This is a genomic window from Aquabacterium sp., assembly GCF_036279675.1.
Lineage (GTDB): Bacteria > Pseudomonadota > Gammaproteobacteria > Burkholderiales > Burkholderiaceae_C > Aquabacterium.
Genome location: NZ_DASUIS010000142.1, coordinates 1 through 19,748, shown reverse-complemented (window position 1 = coordinate 19,748; position 19,748 = coordinate 1). Strand labels below are relative to the sequence as shown.

General features: G+C 62.7%; 20 protein-coding genes. 7 read left to right on the top strand and 13 right to left on the bottom strand.

From position 1 onward, the window contains the following. Together VFW93_RS16345 and VFW93_RS16340 are read right to left on the bottom strand one after the other, a co-directional pair. Nucleotides 1-431 (bottom strand): cytochrome c biogenesis protein ResB (locus VFW93_RS16345; RefSeq protein WP_329695025.1); only part of this gene is annotated, 431 nt, incomplete at its 3' end. 260 nt (nucleotides 432-691) lie between these two features. After that, nucleotides 692-1,321 carry a c-type cytochrome gene (locus VFW93_RS16340; protein WP_329695024.1) on the bottom strand — a complete coding sequence of 210 codons (630 nt, stop codon included), beginning with the start codon at nucleotides 1,319-1,321 and terminating at the stop codon, nucleotides 692-694. A 56-nt stretch (nucleotides 1,322-1,377) separates the two neighbouring features. Between VFW93_RS16340 and yihA the strand changes: the two genes are divergently transcribed. Further along, nucleotides 1,378-2,175, top strand: a complete 798-nt coding sequence (gene yihA / locus VFW93_RS16335) for a ribosome biogenesis GTP-binding protein YihA/YsxC (RefSeq protein ID WP_329695023.1) — start codon at nucleotides 1,378-1,380, stop codon at nucleotides 2,173-2,175. Between the two features lie 159 nt (nucleotides 2,176-2,334). Beyond that, nucleotides 2,335-2,883, top strand: coding sequence for an FxDxF family PEP-CTERM protein (locus tag VFW93_RS16330; protein ID WP_329695022.1), 549 nt, complete (start codon nucleotides 2,335-2,337; stop codon nucleotides 2,881-2,883). 112 nt (nucleotides 2,884-2,995) lie between these two features. Here the strand turns inward: VFW93_RS16330 and VFW93_RS16325 are convergent, their stop codons facing one another. The 7 genes from VFW93_RS16325 to pyk all read right to left on the bottom strand — a co-directional run bounded on the left by VFW93_RS16325 (nucleotide 2,996) and on the right by pyk (nucleotide 11,337). Further along, entirely contained in the window at nucleotides 2,996-3,907 is a 912-nt protein-coding gene (locus VFW93_RS16325) for a phosphoribosylaminoimidazolesuccinocarboxamide synthase (protein ID WP_329695021.1), read from the bottom strand. Nucleotides 3,908-3,953: 46 nt separating this feature from the next. After that, the gene (locus tag VFW93_RS16320) at nucleotides 3,954-5,879 is read right to left on the bottom strand and encodes a hybrid sensor histidine kinase/response regulator (protein ID WP_329695020.1); all 1,926 of its coding nucleotides are present in this window, start codon (nucleotides 5,877-5,879) and stop codon (nucleotides 3,954-3,956) included. Next, nucleotides 5,860-6,681: an alpha/beta hydrolase gene (locus VFW93_RS16315; protein ID WP_329695019.1), complete on the bottom strand. Its 822-nt coding sequence runs from the start codon at nucleotides 6,679-6,681 to the stop codon at nucleotides 5,860-5,862. Before VFW93_RS16315 ends, VFW93_RS16320 begins: the two co-directional genes overlap by 20 nt. Nucleotides 6,682-6,781: 100 nt before the next feature. Continuing rightward, on the bottom strand, nucleotides 6,782-7,450 hold the full coding sequence (locus VFW93_RS16310) for a glutathione S-transferase (protein WP_329695018.1): 669 nt from the start codon (nucleotides 7,448-7,450) through the stop codon (nucleotides 6,782-6,784). Between the two features lie 153 nt (nucleotides 7,451-7,603). Further along, nucleotides 7,604-8,557 carry a triacylglycerol lipase gene (locus VFW93_RS16305; protein WP_329695017.1) on the bottom strand — a complete coding sequence of 318 codons (954 nt, stop codon included), beginning with the start codon at nucleotides 8,555-8,557 and terminating at the stop codon, nucleotides 7,604-7,606. Between the two features lie 145 nt (nucleotides 8,558-8,702). Then, complete coding sequence (gene fba, locus VFW93_RS16300; protein WP_329695016.1) at nucleotides 8,703-9,767, bottom strand: class II fructose-bisphosphate aldolase; 1,065 nt, start codon at nucleotides 9,765-9,767, stop codon at nucleotides 8,703-8,705. A 139-nt stretch (nucleotides 9,768-9,906) separates the two neighbouring features. Next, complete coding sequence (gene pyk / locus VFW93_RS16295; RefSeq protein ID WP_329695015.1) at nucleotides 9,907-11,337, bottom strand: pyruvate kinase; 1,431 nt, start codon at nucleotides 11,335-11,337, stop codon at nucleotides 9,907-9,909. Between the two features lie 253 nt (nucleotides 11,338-11,590). On the opposite strand from pyk, the gene VFW93_RS16290 reads away from it, so the two are divergent. The 5 genes from VFW93_RS16290 to VFW93_RS16270 all read left to right on the top strand — a co-directional run bounded on the left by VFW93_RS16290 (nucleotide 11,591) and on the right by VFW93_RS16270 (nucleotide 16,768). After that, nucleotides 11,591-12,451: an alpha/beta hydrolase gene (locus VFW93_RS16290; protein ID WP_329695014.1), complete on the top strand. Its 861-nt coding sequence runs from the start codon at nucleotides 11,591-11,593 to the stop codon at nucleotides 12,449-12,451. A 10-nt stretch (nucleotides 12,452-12,461) separates the two neighbouring features. After that, on the top strand, nucleotides 12,462-13,541 hold the full coding sequence (locus tag VFW93_RS16285; RefSeq protein WP_329695013.1) for an AraC family transcriptional regulator: 1,080 nt from the start codon (nucleotides 12,462-12,464) through the stop codon (nucleotides 13,539-13,541). Nucleotides 13,542-13,746: 205 nt separating this feature from the next. Further along, entirely contained in the window at nucleotides 13,747-14,646 is a 900-nt protein-coding gene (locus VFW93_RS16280; RefSeq protein WP_329695012.1) for a metal-dependent hydrolase, read from the top strand. 36 nt (nucleotides 14,647-14,682) lie between these two features. Further along, nucleotides 14,683-15,552, top strand: a complete 870-nt coding sequence (locus VFW93_RS16275) for a metal-dependent hydrolase (protein ID WP_329695011.1) — start codon at nucleotides 14,683-14,685, stop codon at nucleotides 15,550-15,552. Between the two features lie 313 nt (nucleotides 15,553-15,865). Beyond that, nucleotides 15,866-16,768, top strand: a complete 903-nt coding sequence (locus VFW93_RS16270) for a metal-dependent hydrolase (protein ID WP_329695010.1) — start codon at nucleotides 15,866-15,868, stop codon at nucleotides 16,766-16,768. Nucleotides 16,769-16,904: 136 nt separating this feature from the next. On the opposite strand, the gene VFW93_RS16265 is transcribed toward VFW93_RS16270, so the two are convergent. The 4 genes from VFW93_RS16265 to VFW93_RS16250 form a co-directional block, all read right to left on the bottom strand. After that, on the bottom strand, nucleotides 16,905-18,098 hold the full coding sequence (locus VFW93_RS16265) for a phosphoglycerate kinase (protein ID WP_329695009.1): 1,194 nt from the start codon (nucleotides 18,096-18,098) through the stop codon (nucleotides 16,905-16,907). Nucleotides 18,099-18,234: 136 nt separating this feature from the next. Then, on the bottom strand, nucleotides 18,235-18,588 hold the full coding sequence (locus VFW93_RS16260; protein ID WP_329695008.1) for an AzlD domain-containing protein: 354 nt from the start codon (nucleotides 18,586-18,588) through the stop codon (nucleotides 18,235-18,237). Between the two features lie 2 nt (nucleotides 18,589-18,590). Then, on the bottom strand, nucleotides 18,591-19,280 hold the full coding sequence (locus VFW93_RS16255; RefSeq protein ID WP_329695007.1) for an AzlC family ABC transporter permease: 690 nt from the start codon (nucleotides 19,278-19,280) through the stop codon (nucleotides 18,591-18,593). A gap of 163 nt (nucleotides 19,281-19,443) precedes the next feature. Next, the coding region (locus VFW93_RS16250) for a hypothetical protein (RefSeq protein WP_329695006.1) at nucleotides 19,444-19,748 on the bottom strand (305 nt) is incomplete at its 5' end.

Here is a 19,748-nt window from a genome sequence, read left to right as displayed (position 1 = left end):
CCCTTGGCCGATGCCTCACGTTGCTGCGTCTTGACCGACCAGCCCTGCAAGGCCAGCAACTGGATCACATGCTCACGCATGGGCTCCAGCGGCTTGCCCACCACACCAGCAGCCTTGTGAGGAAAGGCCTGCAATGCCTTCTCACGGATGTATTCCTTGTGGGTACGCCAGTCCGCCAGGATCTTGGGAGTATTGCGCGCGATGCACAGGCTGGTGGACACCACCAGAAACGCCAGAATCACCAGGAACCAGTAGGTGCCGTACACGCGGTACAAGCCCAACGCACCGAAGACCTCGGCCCAGAAAGGCCCGAACTGGTCCACGTAGTTGACGAAAGGCTCACCCTGCTTGACCACCGTGCCGATGGCCGATGCGATGCAGATCACGGTCAGCAGCGCAATCGCAAAGCGCATGGACGCCAGCAACTCCATCAACTCACGCCCAAGCTCGCGTTGCGGGCGCTGTGGGCTGGAAGGCACCGGCTCACCGGGAGGAACAACTGCTGCGGTCATAGGTTCGGATCAGGCAAGGGCCCACTATAGCGAGGCACGCCCCCCAGGAAAGTCGCGCAAACGACCTCTTGCCCTGGTGGAAACGCGCAGCCCAGGAAAGCAAAAGGCGGTCAGCCCGATACCGGACCTCCCGCCTTGGCAGTGAACGCCGGCGCGCCAACCGCACGCCGGCAAGGGCATCAACGCAGACCGGCGATGTAGTCGGCCAGCGCTTCGATTTCCTTGTCGCTCAGGTTGGCCGCGATGCTGCTCATCTGGGCGTTGTTGGTGCGCTCACCTTGACGGAAGGCGGTCAGCTGAGCCTTGATGTAGTCGCCATGCTGGCCAGCCAGACGCGGATACTGAACCGGAATGCCAGCACCATTGGGGCTGTGGCAACCCGCACAGGCAGGCACGCTCTTCTTGGCGATGCCACCACGATAGATCTTCTCGCCTGCAGCCACCAGCTCAGGGCTCTTGGCCACGCCGGCCTTGGCCTTCTTGGTGGCGTAGAACGCGGCGACATTGCGCATGTCTTCAGGCGTCAGGGCAGCCGCCATGCCGTTCATGATGCTGTTCTTGCGCTTGCCTTCCTTGAACTCTGTCAGTTGCTTGACCAGATATTCAGGATGCTGACCTTGCAGGATCGGGTAGGTGGGCATGCCGCGCGAACCGTCTGCCGTGTGGCAGGCTGCGCAAACGGTGGTTGCCTTGGTTTCACCGGCCGCCAGGTCAGGCTTGGCAGCGGCTTTGGTTTCCGAGCTGTGGGCCACGCCCGACAGGGACAGGGCCACTGAGGCAAGGGCGATCAGGTTGAAAAAGCGCTTCATGGCGTGGTGGGCTGTAGTTGATTAGGCAGATAAACCGAGAGATTTTACAATGTCCTATGACCCGTCCAAGCGCAACCCGACCAAAGCGTCCCCAGAAGGACGCAAATCCGGGGGCTTCCGCCCCTGCCAACACCACGTCAGACAAGGTATCTGACCCAGAAAAGGAAGCCCTGGCCTGGGCCCATTCGGCTCGTTTTTTCACCACAGCCGCCCAACTGAACCAGTTGCCCGTCACCGAATTGCCGGAAGTGGCCTTCGTGGGCCGCTCCAACGCAGGCAAATCCACGGCCATCAACACGCTGGCCCAGCAACGCCAGCTCGCCTTCGCATCCAAAACGCCAGGGCGCACGCAACACATCAACCTGTTCCACGTCGGCCCCAAGGCGGCCCCCAACCAGGTCTGGACCGACCTGCCCGGCTACGGCTACGCGGCGGTGGAACGCTCCGCCAAGCTGCGTTGGCAGGAAGTGATGGCCAATTACCTGGCCCTGAGGCGCAACCTCACAGCCGTCGTGCAGATGGTGGACTCGCGACACGGTTTCACCGAACTCGACCGCAACCTGCTTGAGTTTGTCACCCCGCGGGTTCGCAATGGCGAAGTCAAGTTGCTGGTGTTGCTCACGAAGGCCGACAAGCTCAACCGCAAGGAAGGCGCCGAGGCACTGCGTCAGGCGCAAGACGTCCTGGCGGACCTGGCCACGGAAGAAGCCGACATCGGGATCGCCCTGTTTTCTTCGCTGAAGAAAATCGGCGTGGGCGACGCCGCCCAGATGCTCAAGGAATGGGCTGCCACGCCCGAACTCGCACAGGCGCTGGCCGCAGCACACACGGCGCCCGAGCCAGATTTGCCATAACCCGGGAAAACCCCTATCCGGAGGGGCTATCTCCCCCATGGGCGGGGGATGACAGTGTCATATTCATCCTGAAGAATGCATCCAATTGCCTGTGACATCGTTCACGACCGTGAAACACGGTGTCCGCGGGCCTCGCGTCGTTTAACGGGAGCCTCCCTCATGAAACTGAAGTTCGTCGCAGCCCTGGCAGCCCTGGCCTCCAGCACCGCCGTGCTGGCCGGCAATCCCGGCTCGGTCAATGTCGATCTCGTGCTGGAAACCAGCGCTGATGTGCCGGATTACGCCTTTGCGCTGCTCGACACCCGCAAGGTCGACCCCACCAAGTCGTTCAACGACTACTACAACTTCCACCTGGATGGCGTGAGCGACGTGACCTTCAGCGCCATCTCCGATCCCCTGTACAACGCCGCAGGCAACGTGCTGCTCAAGGTCGTGGTGTTCGACTCCATCAAGCTGTCGGGCCCCAATGACTTCCTGGGCACCGGCACGATCAGCCCCACGCCGATCCGCGCCTCGTTCGGTTTCAAGAACCTGGCCGCTGGCGACTACACCATCACCTTGCTGGGCCATGCCGAAGGCAAGGCCGGTGGCAGTTACTACGGTGACCTGGGCGTGACTGGCGCCGTGCCCGAACCCGAATCCATGGCACTGGCGCTGGCTGGCCTGGGTGTGATCGGCATGCTGGCACGTCGCCGCAAGGGCAACTGATCCGAGCCAGGCCTGGCGGCGCATGCGCTTGGCCAGGCCGTGAAAAAGGGCATCCACCTGGATGCCCTTTTTTTATGGCCTGGGGCGACTCAAGGCCGCCCACTCCGTGCCATCACTGGCCGGTCAGGCGCGTCAGCGCTTCCTGGTACTTGGCTGCGGTGTTGTCGATCACGCTTTGCGGCAAGGCTGGCGATGGCGCGGTCTTGTCCCAGGGCTTGCCATTGACGGTCGCCTGCTCCAGCCAGTCACGCACGAACTGCTTGTCATAGCTGGGTGGGTTCGCGCCGGCCTTGAAGGCCGCCTCATAGCCTTCCACGGGCCAGAAGCGCGAGGAGTCAGGCGTGAGCACCTCGTCCATCACGGTCAATGTGCCGTTGGCGTCCAGACCAAACTCGAACTTGGTGTCGGCAATGATGATGCCTTTGGTCAGCGCGTAATCGGCCGCCTTCTTGTAGAGCTTGATGGCCAGTTCGCGCACTTGCGCAGCCATGTCGGCACCGATGATCTCGACCATCTTGTCGTAGCTGATGTTCTCGTCGTGGTCACCCACGTCGGCCTTGGTGGCAGGCGTGAAGATGGGCTCCGGCAGCTTGCTGGCATTTTGCAATCCGGCAGGCAATTTCACCCCACAAACTTCGCCGTTGTCCTGGTACTCCTTCCAGCCGCTGCCGGCCAGATAACCGCGCACCACCGCTTCGACAGGCAGGGGCTTGAGTTTCTTGACGAGCATCGCGCGGCCTTCAACCTGCGCGCGCTCTTCAGGGGTGACCACGCTCACGGGGTCCTCACCCGTCAGGTGGTTGGGAGCCACGTCCTTGAGCAACTCGAACCAGAACAGCGCCATCTTGGTCAGCAGCGCACCCTTGCCCGGAATGGGCTCGCCCATGATCACGTCGAACGCGCTGATGCGGTCGGAGGCCACCATCAGGATGCGGTCGTTGCCCACGGCGTAGTTGTCACGCACCTTGCCGCGGGCAAGGAGAGGCAGGGAGGTCAGGGCGGAGGTGTGCAGGGCAGAGGTCATGGTGGTTCGGGCGCCGAAATCGTCACGTCAAACCGACATTGTGCCGTCACTGGGGGCTCGCGCTCAACAAACGCTTCAAGGTGGGCTGCACCTGGGTGATGTCGATGGGTTTGGTCCAGTAGTCGGCAAAGCCGGCGTGCAAGGCGCGATGGATGTCATCCGGCATGGCATCGGCCGATACCGCCACGATCGGGCGGCCGGCAAAACCGGGTTGCATGCGCAAACGCTGCAACAAGGTGAGCCCATCCATGTCGGCCAGGTGCATGTCGAGCAGGAATGCAGAAGGCCATGGCCCTTGTTTCACGGCAGCCAGGGCTTTGTCACCGGTGTCCACCACCTGTAATTCAAAGTCCGGCGAATCCTCGAACACCGATTGCATGAGCAGGGCATTGATCGGGTTGTCCTCCACATACAGCACACGCTGGCGGGCCGCAAGGGGAGCTTGCGTGTGCCCAGGCACCTGGCTTTGTGTCAACGCGGACGCCGCGGAAGCGCCGAGGCCCACGTCCTCCTGCACCTCCCCCCGACGCAGACGCACCACAAACGCGGCCCCCTGCCCTGGCTCGCTGCGAACCAGCAAGTGCCCACCCATCAGCTCAACCAGCCCACGCGTGATGACCAGGCCCAGCCCCACCCCTTCAACCGGGCCGTGCTCCGCGCCCAGCCGGTTGAACGCTTGAAACAACTGCGCCTGCTGAGCCTGCGTGAGACCCGGCCCCTGGTCCTGCACCGCGATCTCGACAGCACCGTCATCGTCAGCGGCGACACTGGCTTGCACCGTTACCAGCCCCCCTGCAGGCCCGTACTTGATGGCGTTGCTCAACAGGTTGAGCAACACCTGCCCCAATCGGTGGCGATCGGCCTGAACCACCAGGGACATCTCGCCCATGCAACGCAGGTGTGCAGCACGTGGCATGGCCAGCGGCTCAGCCAGGCTCACCGCCTGCGCCAGGATGTCAGCCAACCCCAGCGGCGCCATGTGCAGCTTGATGGCCCCGGACTCGATGCGCGACACCTCCAGCAGCTCGTTGATCAGTCGCAGCAGGTTTTGCCCGGCCGTTTCGATGTGCATCAGCTTGCCTCGCTGGTCTGCACGCAAGTTCCCGGCATCCTGCATCTGGAGCAGTTTGGAAAAACCCAGGATGCCATTGAGGGGCGTGCGCAACTCATGGCTCATGCTGGCCATGAACGCGCTCTTGGCCTGGTTGGCACGCTCCGCCGCGGCCTTTTCCCGCAGGCCGGCCTCCATGATCCGCCGCTCGGTGGTGTCGGCCATGAAGCCGTTCCACACCACCGTGCCATCCACCTCCTTGTGTGGCGTCGCATGCACGTCGCACCAGGACACCGACTCGCCACCGCAGACGCGGAACTCGCAGCGCCAGGGCTGCAAGGTCAAGGCAGAGTGATCCAGCGTCTGATTGATCTGCGCCACGTCATCCGGATGGATGCGTTGCCAGACGGCCCTCGCGTCCTCCAGCACCTGTGAAGGCGCCACCTGGAACACGCGCCGCACCGCATCGGTCACATAGGAAAACCAGGTGTGCCCATCCACGGCCCGGCACAACTGAAACAACAAACCGGGCGCCTCGTCAGCAGCTCGCTTGGCCGTCAGCAACTGGTATTCCAGCCTGCCACGCTCCTGCAGCCGCATGAACACGCAACGTACAACCCCTTGCCCATCGCGCTCCTGGCGATTGGCGCTGAGCAGCGCATCCACACGCTTGCCACGCGAGTCCTGCAACTGGATGGCCACCTCCTGCACCTCACCCGACACCTTCAGGATGGGAAAGATGTAGGAGTGGTACAGCAGCGCCGCCGCACGCGTCAGCATCAATCCGATGGCCTGGCCCTTCAGGCTGCCCTGATCACGAACCAAGGTCCGAGCCAGCGCCAGGTTGGCCTCCAGCAAGACGCCATCGTCGTTGACCACAGCGACCGCCACGGGCAAATCATCAATGCTGGATGCCGGCATACCTGTCTGCGAGGTACTCGCGAATCAAGGCCACGGTTTCTTGCGGATGGCTCATGTGCGGGCAATGTCCTGGTGCCGACATCCGCCGCAAGGTCGATTGAGCCAGCTGCTGATGCAGGTAGTCGCCCACCGACAAGGGCGCCACACTGTCATCGCCACCTTGCAGGATCAAGGAGGGCACGCGCAGTTTCGGCAACTCGGCGCGCACATCGGCCAGGAAGACCAATTGGGCAAAGTGCCTGACGATGACGGGGTCACCGGCGCACAGACTGTCCTGCAGCTCCTGACGCAACTCCGGACGGTCGTTGTTCTTCATGGCCACCGGGGCAAAGAAATTGGCCCAGGCGCTCATGTTGCGGTCCATCAACTCGAGCAGGTCCATGATGTCGGCCCGCTCGAACCCACCCTCATAGGGTGGGTCGTTGATGAAACAGGGATTGGGGCAGAGCATCACCAGACGCTCGAACAAGTCGGGCCGCGCAATGGCCGCCAGCATGCCGATCGAGCCACTGACCGAGTGCCCCACGAACACCACTGGCCCGCACTGGAGCGATTCGATGATCTCGATGACGTCACGGCCGTAGTCCGACAGGCTGGCGTAACGCTCAGGGCGCCAGACGCTGGCGTCGGAGCGTCCTGCCCCCACGTGGTCGAACAGCACGACACGATGGTCTTGCGCCAACGCCGGGGCCACGTGGCGCCACATGCGCTGATCACACCCGAACCCATGGGCCAGCACCAGCACTGGCGCCCCTTCGCCCATCAGCGTCACATGGTGGCGAGCCTGAACCGCCTCACGCATGAACCCCTCCTGTATTGTCAGGCGGGCCTCATGCGCTGGCGCCAGCCAGACCGTGCCCGTGCTGCGTTTTGTATCACAGCCGGGCTGAAATGGCACGCGCTTACTGAGCGTCCGTCTTGGCCTTGGCCGCACTCATGGCACGCGCCTGATCGGCTTTGCGGTCGGCGGCAACCTTCTGCGCAGTCGGGCGGCTTTCGATCAGCTTGACATAGGCTTTCCAGTCGATGCCCGCTGCGGCGACAAGGTCTTCGCCACACACGATCTTGGTGGCCAGTGCGGTCAAGGGCAGGCTGACGTACACGGCGCAATCGGCCATGGTGAAGGTGTCGCCTGCGGCATACGGGGCAAACTGCGCCAGTTGCTTGAAGGCGGCCAGATTCCTGATCAGATCACCCTTGACCCGTTCGACGAACTTCTCGGGCAAGGTCCCGCCAAAGAAGGCTTGTGCATAAAGCTGGCGTGCGCACAACTCCACGTGCAGGTCGCAATAGGTGATCAGCTCCCGTACCTTGGCGGCTTGCCAGGGATCAGACGGAATGAGTGCCGGGGTCGGCCAGCGCGCCTCGATGTAATCCACGATGGCCTGGCTCTCGCACAGAAATCCATGCTCTGTTTCGATGTAAGGGACCTTGCCCAGCGGCGACTTGCCCGCCTTGCCTTCGGCGCCGAAATTGACCAGTACCTCCTCGAAGGGCACGCCCTTTTCCAGCAAGGCCAGCTTGACCTTGTTGTAGTAGTTGGACAAGGGGAAGCCGTAGAGCTTGAGCATGCGATGTCTCCGCGTTCGGTTGTCAGTCGTCAAACAGGTGGCCATGAAGAAAGGCCGGGACGCAGCATACGGCAAAGCCGTGTTGTGCGCATCCCGGCCCTTGGTCACCCGCACACTCCCTGGCGTGCATCGTGCAACTCAAGGCTGAGCTGTTTACAAGCCGGCCTCTTTCAGGCGACGGGCATGCTCCACGAACAGCCCTATCGGGTCGGCACCAGGTGCTACCAGACCAGAGAACTGGTTGACGATCTGGAAGTGATTCATCGGGTAGTCATCGCGGATGACCTGGCCCAGGTGGCTCGCACATTTTCCAACCAGGCCATCGTTGTCCGGCTCGCGCACAAATGCCTTGCCCGTGAAGCTCATGATGTAGTCGGACAGGTTCAGTGCACGGTAGAACTGTCCCACGCTGCTCCACGAGTAGTAGCGCACGCCATCCACCACATTGCCGCCCTCGCCGCAGGCCTGCTCGGGCACGCCTGCCGGAAATCGCTGATTGAAAAAGCCTGCGCCCGTGCTGGTCAGAGATTGCATGGCCTGGCGCGAATCAATGGGCAGGTCGACATGGGTGATGCTGTTGATCAGACCGCCAACGGCATCGCCAAAGCTCAACACCAGGCCCGCCACCCAGGGGTGGTTCCGATCCAGCTCGGCCAGCCAGTCAGCCACTTCGGAGCCTGTCGTCGGGCCCGATACGGTGGTGACCGATGCCACCCACTCCGGATGCGTGCCCGCCACATAACGCACCGAATGGCTGCCGTGGCTGTGCCCGATCAGGTTGACCTTTTTTGCGCCCGTCTCCTGCATGATCTTCTGTACCTGATCCAGCAATTGCTGGCCACGCACATCCGAACTGTTGAAGGCCGACACCTGGGTCACGAAAACCTGCGCGCCATGCGCGCGCAAGGTCTCAGGGATGTCTCGCCAGTAGGACTGCTTGCCCACATAGGCAAAGCCCATGATCCCGTGCGCCAGCACGATCGGGTATCGGGTTTGCGCATCGTCGGCCACCCTCTCCGACGAAACGGGTTCGCCTGACAAGGTCACCACACAAGGCACGACCACCAGGGCCGTTCCCAGAACCACAGCGGCAGCCAGTCCGCCCAAGGTCCGCTTCCAAACACGACTCGCCACAACAAACCCAATCACGCACACAGGCAAAAAAACGGCGAGGCACCACGAAAGGCCCTCGCCGATGACCTGCTGCCATCAACGATCGACAGCAGCAGCGTTCCTTCAGTCAGTCAAGTAATCAGGCCACGACCTGGGCCAGCTTGCCGTTAGCGTACATGGCAGCGATGTCTACCATCGAGATGGCCTTGATCTTGGAGCCCTGGCCTTCGCAGCCGAATTCCATGTAGCGCTGCTTGCAGATCTGCTTGGCGGCTTCACGAGCGGGCTTGAGCCATTCGCGGGCGTCGAACTTGTCGGGGTTCTCGGCCAGGAACTTGCGCACGGCACCGGTCATCGCCAGGCGGATGTCGGTGTCGATGTTGATCTTGCGCACGCCGTACTTGATGGCTTCCTGGATTTCTTCCACGGGCACGCCGTAGGTTTCCTTCATCTTGCCGCCGTACTGGTTGATGATGGCCAGCAGGTCCTGAGGCACCGAAGACGAACCGTGCATCACCAGGTGGGTGTTGGGGATGCGCTTGTGGATTTCCTTGACGCGGCTGATGGCCAGGATGTCGCCAGTGGGCTTGCGCGAGAACTTGTATGCGCCGTGGCTGGTACCGATGGCGATGGCCAGGGCGTCCAGCTGGGTGGCCTTGACGAACACCGCGGCTTCTTCGGGGTCGGTCAGCATCTGGCTGTGGTCCAGCTTGCCTTCGGCGCCGATGCCGTCTTCTTCGCCGGCTTCACCGGTTTCCAGGTTGCCCAGGCAGCCCAGTTCGCCTTCCACGGTCACGCCCACCTTGTGAGCCATGTCCACGACCTTGCGGGTCACGTCCACGTTGTAATCGAACGAGGCTGGGGTCTTGCCGTCTTCCTTCAGCGAGCCGTCCATCATCACCGAGCCGAAGCCCAGGTCGATGGCGCCCTGGCAGATCGCGGGCGACTGGCCGTGGTCCTGGTGCATCACCAGGGGGATGTGGGGATACATCTCGACGGCGGCCTGGATCAGGTGCTTGATGAAGGATTCACCAGCGTACTTGCGGGCGCCAGCGCTGGCCTGCAGGATCACGGGGGCACCAACTTCGTCGGCGGCGGCCATCACGGCCTGGACCTGCTCCAGGTTGTTCACGTTGAAAGCCGGAATGCCGTAATTGTTTTCAGCAGCGTGATCCAGCAGTTGACGCATCGAAACGAGTGCCATGAAACCCCCAGGTAAGCGGAAACGAGAAAAAATGAAACGCGCAGAACCGCGACGTTCTGCGCGTGAGAACTGGGCGGAATTCTAACGAAGCCCGGCCGCCTTACCTACCCCCAGTTTCGGGCGGAGGGGTGACTTCTGTTCACTTGACCTCGCACACCTTGAGCATGTTCGTGCCGCCAGGGTGGCCCATGGGCTCCCCGCAGGTGATGGCATAGGTGTCGCCCGGACGCAGCACGCCGCGCTCGACGAGCAGAGCCTCAGCGTGCTTGAGCGCCTCGTCACGGTCCGAATAATTAGGGATGAGCAAGGGACGAACGTTGCGATAGAGCGCCATCTTGCGCTGCGAAATCGGCTGTGCTGTGAGGCCGAAGATGGGCACGTGGATCTTGTGACGACTCATCCACAGCGCCGTCGAGCCGGATTCGGTCAAGGCGATGATGGCCTTGCAGCCCAGGTGGTAGGCCGTGAACAGGGCGCCCATGGCGATGGACTGGTCAATCCGGCCAAAGGTCGTGTTGGTGAAATCGGCGTCCAGCGACACCTCCTCGGCGGCTTCGGCGGCCTGCGCGATGTTGGCCATCTGCTCGACCGTCTCGATCGGGTACTTGCCGGCTGCGGTTTCAGCGCTGAGCATCACGGCGTCGGTGCCATCCAGCACCGCATTGGCCACGTCCGACACCTCGGCACGCGTCGGCACCGGGTTGACGATCATGGATTCCATCATCTGCGTGGCCGTGATCACCACCTTGTCCATGTGGCGCGCCATCTTGATCATGCGCTTTTGCAGCGCCGGCACGGCGGCATTGCCCACTTCCACGGCCAGGTCACCCCGCGCCACCATGATCCCGTCTGACGCCTTCAGGATGGCTTCCAGATTCGGGATGGCTTCGGTGCGCTCGATCTTGGCGATCAGGGCGGGGCGGTGTTTCCAGGGCTCGCCAGCCACATTGCACAGCTGGCGGGCCATTTCCATGTCGGTAGCGTTCTTCGGGAAGGACACGGCGATGTAGTCGCACTGAAAGCTGGCGGCCGTCTTGATGTCTTCCATGTCCTTGGCGGTCAGCGCTGGCGCGGTCAGCCCGCCGCCCTGCTTGTTGATGCCCTTGTTGTTGGACAGCTCCCCGCCGAGCTTGACCGTGGTGTGCACGGCCTCACCCTTGACGGCATCCACCTTCATCACGATCAGGCCATCGTTGAGCAGCAGGATGTCGCCAGGCTTCACATCGCGTGGCAGCTCCTTGTAGTCCAGGCCGACACCGTTGATGTCGCCCGGCTCGGTCCGGCTGGCATCCAGCACGAAGGCCTGACCTGGCTCCAGCATCACCTTGCCTTCGGCAAACTTGCCCACGCGGATCTTGGGGCCTTGCAGATCAGCCATGATGGCCACCACCTTGCCAACCTTGGCCGCGGCGTCGCGCACGGCCTGGGCGCGGTCGATGTGGTCCTGCGCCTTGCCGTGCGAGAAGTTCAGCCGCACCACGTCGACCCCGGCCACCAGCATTTTTTCGAGCACCTCAGGTGTCGACGAGGCTGGTCCGAGGGTGGCGACGATCTTGGTGGCACGCTGCATGGTGAAAGGCTCTGCTGTTGTCTATCTGTGACCAGTGTCACACCAAACCCCTTCACTTGAATGCTGGAAATACACCTCCAGATCAGATCCTTGATGCCCTGACGCAACGACCTTACACTCCAGCGCATAAAAACACCTCAAGAAGTAATGTTGTCATTTGATTCAGTGCCGGGACGAGACTGCCGAATACAGGCTCAGGGTGCGCATGCCCGACGTCGGGCCACACGCGCCGCCCTCCCCCGCTGAGACCGCCATGAAGCCCCAGACCTCACACCGCACCATCGTCTTCTCGCACGCCAACAGCTTTCCGGCCAGCACCTATCAGGCGCTGTTCGAAGCATGGCGGCAGGCTGGCTACGAGGTCCACGCGCTGGACAAGTTTGGCCACGATGCGCGCTACCCCGTCACCATGAACTGGCCGCATCTGGTGGACCAGCTCAAGGACTTCATCGAACGCGAAGTGGGGCATCCGGCCTGGCTGGTGGGCCACTCGTTGGGTGGCTACCTCAGCATGATGGCCGCCAGCCGCCACCCGCATCTGGCCCAGGGTGTGGTGATCATGGATTCGCCTGTGCTGCACGGCTGGAAAAGCGCAGGGGTGGGTCTGGCCAAGCGCCTGGGCACGATCGACCGAGTCGTCGCCCCCGCCCGCATCGCGGCCCAGCGCACCCAGGAGTGGCAAAACCTGCAAGTCGCGCACGCGCACTTTTCGGCCAAGCCCAAGTTCGCTGCCTTCCACCCCCGCGTGCTGCAGGATTACCTGGCGCATGGCACCGAAACCCACCTCGATGGCCAGTCGCGCCGCCTGAGTTTCCGCCGTGAAATTGAAGCGGCCATCTACAGCACCATGCCGCACGATCTGCTGCAGACCTTCCGTCGTCACCCACACCACTGCCCGCTGGCCTTCATCGGCGGCACCCACTCGCGCGAAACTCGCAAGGTCGGCATCCAGGGCATCAAACAACTGGTCGGGCGCCATCTGTCGTGGATCGATGGCACCCACCTGTATCCTTTCGAGCTGCCGGACCTGACGGCTGCAGAAGTCCTGAAATGGCTGCATCATTTCCAGACCGCGACACCTGCTGCCGCGTCGTCCGCCTTGTCCCCCGCCTGAACAGAGGCCCATGAACCAGTCGATCACGGATTCCAGCGCCGACCAGATGATCCCTTTCGTCACTGTGACGAACTGGGTGCGCGCGGCACGTCTGTGCGGCATCGACATCGAAGCCATCTTCCGTCAGGAGGGCATCGACACGGCCACCCTGCATCCGGAAACCTCCATGGTGTCGCGCGACACGATGCAAGGCCTGATGCAGCGCTGCGTGGACGAAACCCGCCGTATCGGCAGCCCCAAGCACTTCCCCGTCGTGCTGGGCGAGACCTTCGCGTTCGAATACATGTCCGACGTGGAGACCTTCATCACGACCAGCGCCACCCTGCGAGACGCCACGCGCGCACTTGAATGGATCCCGTCACTGATCAATCCGTATCTGACCTTCGCGCTGGCCGAACATGGCAACGAAGCCCGCATTGCCCTGAACTTCAGCGTGCCCGACGCGTCCGTTGAGCGCACCTGGCCCTTCACCGAAGGTGTGATCACCACCACCATCAAGTTCAGCCGCCTGCTGCTGGGCGGCCAGACACTGATCGGCCGCATCACCATGCGCCACCCGCGCCACGCCTGGAGCGATCAGGTTGAAGCCGCCCTCCAGGTGCCCGTCGAATGGGGTGCCCCGATGGACGCCTTGTGGTTCGACCGCGCCCTGCTGGATCAACCTCTGACCGGCGCCTTCCCCATCCTGCACGAACAGGCTGCCAAACGCCTGGCGCAAAAAGTGGCGCAGCGCGCCGAGCCCAAACCGCTGGAAGGCGCAGGCCACCACGGCCAGGCCCTGATCAAGCAGATCGAGCGCGCCTTCCATGACAAACCGCGCCTGATGGGCCTGGGCCTGGAAGCCCTGGCCGAAGAGCTTGGCCTGCACGCCCGCACCCTGCAGCGTCGCCTCAAGGAAGTCAACGACAGTCACTCGGCCATCCAGGGCCGCGTGCGCTACAAACTGGCCCAGCAATGGCTGCGTCAGGACACCACCCCGATCGAAGACATCAGCGACCGCCTGGGCTTCTCCGATCGGCGCAGCTTCACGCAGGCCTTCACGCGCTGGTCTGGCGTCACCCCCAGCCAATACCGCCGCCAGCAAGGCTGAGACCCTGCTACGCGAAGGGCTCAAGCCCTTGCGGATCCCGCCGAAAACGAAACGCGTTCTCCGCGTTTTCCCTAGCGGCGCACTGTCGCCAAACTTACCTTCATGTCGTTGCGTCACATAGCGCAGATCAAGGGTCGTCCCTAAAGTCACAACCTGTCAGACCCCCGTTGCAAGTTGTGACATACGGCGTCCGAGGAGACAAAACATGAGCAAGAACAAACTCACACCGCCCCCCATCATCCCGCGCGAAAAGCTGGACTTCGACCTGGACGGCAACATCCCCAAGTACTGGCTGGACAACGACCCGTTCAAGACCCGCTTCTTCGACGCCATGTCGACCCTCTTCCCGGTCGGAGAGAAGTTCTTCATCACCTGCGTGCGTGATTTCAAGGATCAGATCACCGATCCGAAGATGATCGAAGACATCAAGGACTTCACGCGCCAGGAAGCGCAGCACAGCATGCTGCACACCCGCTACAACAACCGCCTGAAGCAGCATGGCATCGGCGTGGACGCCATCCTCGAGGGCCAGGAGCGCCGCCTGTTCGGCATCATCCGCAAGCACTGCTCGCGTGAATTCACCCTGGGCATCACGGCCGCGTCCGAACACATCACCGCCATCATGGCCGACTGCTTCGTCGAGCGCCCGCACATCTTCAACGGTGCCGACGAACGCATGCGCGCCCTGTATGTGTGGCACGCCATGGAAGAGATGGAGCACAAGGGCGTCGCCTACGACGTGCTGGTCGACATCGCCAAGTCCAGCTACCTCAACCGCATCGGCTCCATGCTGCTGGTGACGGCACTCTTCCCCTATCACGTGTTCCGCATCATGAAGCACATGCTGCAGGCCGACGGCTTCAGCAACTGGGAGCGCACAAAGATCTGGGCCAAGGGTCTGTGGTGGCTGTACAAGCCCGGCGGCATCTTCATGCCCATGCTCGGCAAGTACTTCTCCTACCTCAAGCCCGGCTTCCATCCCTGGCAGGAGCCGGTGGTGCCGAGCTACGAACCCTGGGTGCGCCTGCTCAAGGAAACCGGTGACCCTGTCGAAGCCGGCAACCGCCTGCACGCCGATCTGACCCAGGGCATGGCTCACGCCTGACCTGCCCTTTGATTCCCACCCTGAAGGAGTGAGATCATGAATCAATCCCCCCCGATCATCCCGCGCGAAAAACTCGACTTCGGCCTGGATGGTGACATCCCCAAGTACTGGTTCGACAACGACCCGTTCAAGTCGCGCTTCTTCGACGCCATGTCGACCATCTTCCCCGAAGGGGAGCGCTACTTCATCTCCTGCGTGCGTGATTTCCGCGATCAGGTCACCGATCCCAAGCTCCTGCAGGAGATCAAGGACTTCATGCGCCAGGAAGGTCAGCACGGCATCGTGCACACGACCTACAACAACCGACTGAAGGCACAAGGCATCGATGTCGACATGCTCGAGCGCATCGAGCACCACATCCTCTTCAACATCATTCGCAAGAAGGTGCCCAAGAAGATGACGCTGGCCGACACCGCCGCAGCCGAGCACCTCACGGCCATCATGGCGCACAGCTTCTGCGAAGACAAAACCCTGCTGGCCAACGCCGACCACCGCATGCGCGCGATGTTCGCCTGGCACGCCATGGAAGAAGTCGAGCACAAGGCCGTGGCCTTCGACGTGATGCAGAAAGCCGCCAAGGTCAACTACTTCCAGCGCATTTTCGCCATGATGGTGGTCACGCTGGGCTTCAACATCCACGCCCTGCTGGTCACGCGCTACATGCTCAAGGTGGACCGCTTCAGCCGCTGGGAACGCACCAAGATCTGGGCCAAGGGCCTGTGGTGGCTGTACAAGCCCGGTGGCCTGTTCATGTCCCTGTTCGGTCACTACATCCAGTACTACAAGCCTGGCTTCCATCCTTGGCAAAGCGGCCAGATGCACAGCTACAAGCTCTGGCTGGACACCTACAACCGCACCGGTGACCCTCTCAAGGCTGGTGAAGCCCTGTACGCCGCAGGCGCCTGATCAAGGTCAGGCTCCGGCAACTCAAGCGAGGCATCACGGCGCATCTCCACGTCCATCTTTCTTTCGCGTGATGCCTCACGCGCCCTCAAGCCCCAGGACGGACGCCGTCTTCGGGCTCACTGATCAAGCGCATTGCAGCCATGGCACCTTCGGGCGCCGTGGCTATTTTTTTGCCCGCCCACGCCGGGCCTTGAATCTGCCAGTTTTGCCAGATTCGATCTGCGTGCATCCGACACGTTTTCCCGCGCGCATCGGCCCCGCGCTTGCGCCGCATCAGTCAAGCCCGTGGCACAGTCGTCCGAAAGGTTCAGCTATGACTGCGCACGACCTCAGCACCAGCGGGCAACTGCCCGAAGCCCAACTGCCCATCACCGTCCGTGAAGGCCTGGATTTCGGCCTGGACGGCGACATCCCGCGACACTGGTTCGGCGGCGATCCCTTCAAGACCCGCTTCTTCGACGCCATGTCCACGCTCTTCCCCGAGGGCGAGCGCTTCTTCATTGCCTGTGTGCGTGACTACAAGGACCAGATCGGCGATCCCGCCCACAAGCAGATCCTGCTCGACTTTGCACGCCAGGAAGCCCAGCACAGCAAGGTCCACAACGCCTTCAACCACAGGCTGTCACGGCAAGGCGTCAAGGTCGACAAGATCCTGGCCAATCAGCGCCGCAACCTGTTCGACATCGCCCGCAAGACGCTGACCAAAGGCCACACCCTGGCCATCACAGCCGCCTCCGAGCACATCACCGCGCTCATGTCGCACACCTTCGTCGAGAACCGGCATCACTTTGAAGACGCCGATCCACGCGTGCGCGCCATGTACGTCTGGCATGCCGTCGAAGAAGTCGAACACAAAGGCGTGGCTTTTGACGTCATGCAGCAGGTGGCCCATGTCGGCTACTGGCTGCGCGTGTGGGCGCTGCTGATGGTCAGCATCCAGTTCCCCATGTTCGTCTTCCAGATCCTCAACCACATGCTCAAGGTGGACGGCTTCAACCGCTGGCAACGCTGGGGCATCTGGCTCAAAGGCCTGTGGTGGCTTTACAAGCCCGGCGGCCTCATGGGGCCCTTGCTGCGCCCCTACCTTGCCTGGTACAAGCCCGGCTTTCATCCCTGGGATGCCGGCGCCCCCGGCGAGTTCCAGACCTGGATGCAAGTCATGCAGCAAAGCGGTGACCCGATCGCGGCCAGCGACGCCCTTCAGCCTCGAGCCTGAGCACCCCAAAATCAGTTCGCTCACGCCGGCACCACTGAAACGAAAAAGGCCTGCCCCCACAGGAACAGGCCTTCCATTCGTTCAGTAGCCCAGCCCGGATACGCCTTCGCGCACCGTCAGGCCACTCACGCCCGCATCAAGCGGCTGCGCGCTTGCTCAGGATCTCGAACGCTGGCAGGGTCTTGCCTTCCAGCACTTCCAGGAACGCACCACCACCGGTCGAGATGTAGCCCACATCCTTCTCGATGCCGTACTTGGCGATCGCAGCCAGGGTGTCGCCACCACCGGCAATGCTGAACGCAGCCGACTCGGCAATCGCGCGCGCCACGGTTTCCGTGCCATGCGAGAAGGCTTCGAACTCGAACACACCCATGGGGCCGTTCCACACGATGGTGCCAGCCGCCTTCAATTGGGCAGCCAGCTTGGCGGCGGTCTTGGGGCCGATGTCCAGGATCAGGTCATCGTCGGCCACATCGGTCGCGGCCTTGATGGTGGCGGGTGCATCGGCGGCAAAGGTCTTCGCGACCACCACGTCTTCAGGGATGGGCACATCGGCACCACGGGCCTTCATCGCCGCGATCACGGCTGTGGCCTCGCCCAGCAGATCGGGCTCAGCCAGCGACTTGCCGATCTTCAGGCCGGCAGCCAGCATGAAAGTGTTGGCAATGCCGCCACCCACGATCAAGCCGTCCACATTTTTGGACAGCGATTGCAGGATCGTCAGCTTGGTCGACACCTTGGAGCCGGCCACGATGGCCACCAAGGGGCGCTTCGGGGCTTCCAGTGCCTTGCTGATCGCGTCGATTTCGGCCGACAGCAGCGGGCCTGCACAAGCGATCTTGGCGAACTGGGCGATGCCATAGGTCGTGCCCTCGGCGCGGTGCGCCGTGCCGAACGCGTCGTTCACGAAGATGTCGCACAGCGCGGCCATCTTGCGTGCCAGCTCTTCGTTGTTCTTCTTCTCGCCCTTGTTCAGGCGGCAGTTCTCCAGCAGCACCACCTCGCCAGCGTTCACGCTCACGCCGTCGACCCAGTTGCTCACCAGCCTGACTTCGCGACCCAGCAGCTCGCCCAGTCGCTTGGCCACAGGTGCCAGCGAATCTTCAGGCTTGAACTCACCTTCGGTCGGGCGGCCCAGATGGGATGTGACCATCACGGCGGCGCCAGCCTTCAAAGCCAGCTCGATCGCCGGCACCGAGGCGCGGATGCGGGTGTCTTCGGTGATGTTGCCGGCATCGTCTTGCGGCACGTTCAGATCTGCGCGGATGAACACGCGCTGGCCCGCTGCCTTGCCCTGAGCCACGAGGTCTTCAAATCGGAGGATGTTCATGTTGTGCTGCCGCCTCGGCGTTGAATGAAAACGAAAGTCCAACATTGTAGAAAGGTCTGGCGCCTTCGTCCCCCCCGATTCAGTGGACGGCGTGCATTTCTGCGCCCCCAGTCACCACAGGGCACGGCGCGGGCGCCTAGGCCCAGCCAAGCCCGAGCTTGAGCAGCAGATACACCGCCATGCCCACGCCGATCGTGGTCAACATGTCCTTGCGCCACACCGCCCAGGCGATCGCCACCGGTGCGGCCACCAGGCGCGCATCCTGCCAGGTCTTCACCAGATGACCTTGCGACATCAGCACCTCGGGCGCCACCACGGCGGCCAATGCAGCCAGGGGGGCGTACTTCAAGCCCCGCTCAGCCCAAGCCGGCAGCTTCCAGGGCTCGCGCGAGAGGAAGAAGGTCGACCTTGTCACCGCCGAAATCACCATGAGGCCCAGCACCGCCAGCACCATCTCGCCTTCCGTCATGGGCAGGAGTGTCGTCGGCACGGTCATCCCTCAACCCTGGCCGCAGAACGCGCAGACCACGCATCCATCAACAGCCCCACCGCTACAGCGGCCGCCACCGCGACCACGATATACAGGCGAAACGGCAGCGCGAAGGCCGCGACCGCTGCCGAGGCGGCCAGCCCGGCAGTCCACAAGGTTTGTCGGTCCTTGGCGAGCGTCACCAGCAGCCCCAAGAGCGCCAGGGTGCCGGCAAAACCCAGGCCCCAGGCAGTCGGCACCCAGGCAGCGAACAGCACGCCAAACAATGAAGCGATGTTCCAGCCACCCCAGTTGATCACCGCCAGGCCCACGAAATAGGCCAGGGGTTCGACGCGCTCGCTGGACGCGGATGGTTTGCCGCCATACCGGTGCACCGACATCACATAGGTCACGTCAGCCGTCAGGTAACCCGCCACCAGGCGCCACCGCAAAGGCAGGCACATCATGTGCTCGCGCATCTGCGCACTGAAAATCACGAATCGCAGATTCACACAAAGCGCCGTCAGCCACACCACCCAGATCGGCGCCCCGGCCAACATCAGCGGGACCGCCGACAACTGCGCGCTGGCGGCAAACACCGACAGGCTCATGAGCAAGGCGATGGAAATGGGCAAGCCGGACTTCGCCATGGCCACCCCGGTCACCAGCCCCCACGCCATCAGTCCAGGCATCACGCGGGCCATGTCACGCATACCCTGTCGACACTCCGGGTGTCGCCACAAGCGGCGATCGATCAGGCTGAGAGGCAAAGACGGGCTCGACGACATCCGCCCATTGTCAGGCCAGGACGATGCCCGAAATGGGCAAGGGGTTCAGGCACACTGCCTGTTGGACCAATCAACGCGAAGGCGTAGTTCAGTGCGCCTTGGACTTGGCCTTCTTGGCAGGCTTGCTGGAGGCTGCCTCGTCTGTCGCGTCAGAAGAAGCATCTTCTTCGTCATCCGACTTGCTGGGCGCAGAGGCCTTGGAGGCCGACGGGGGAGGCGGCCGAGGAACGACCGGCGCCACGCCCTCCAGCTTGTTTTCGCGCATGTACTCGTCCATCTCGCGCCAGCCGGCAAAAACCGCAGCCTTGTCAGCCTTGGGATTGAGCGTGTAGCAATCTTCGATGGCGCGCACGGCATGACGACAGGCACTGCCCACCGCCTTGGATTCGGCCA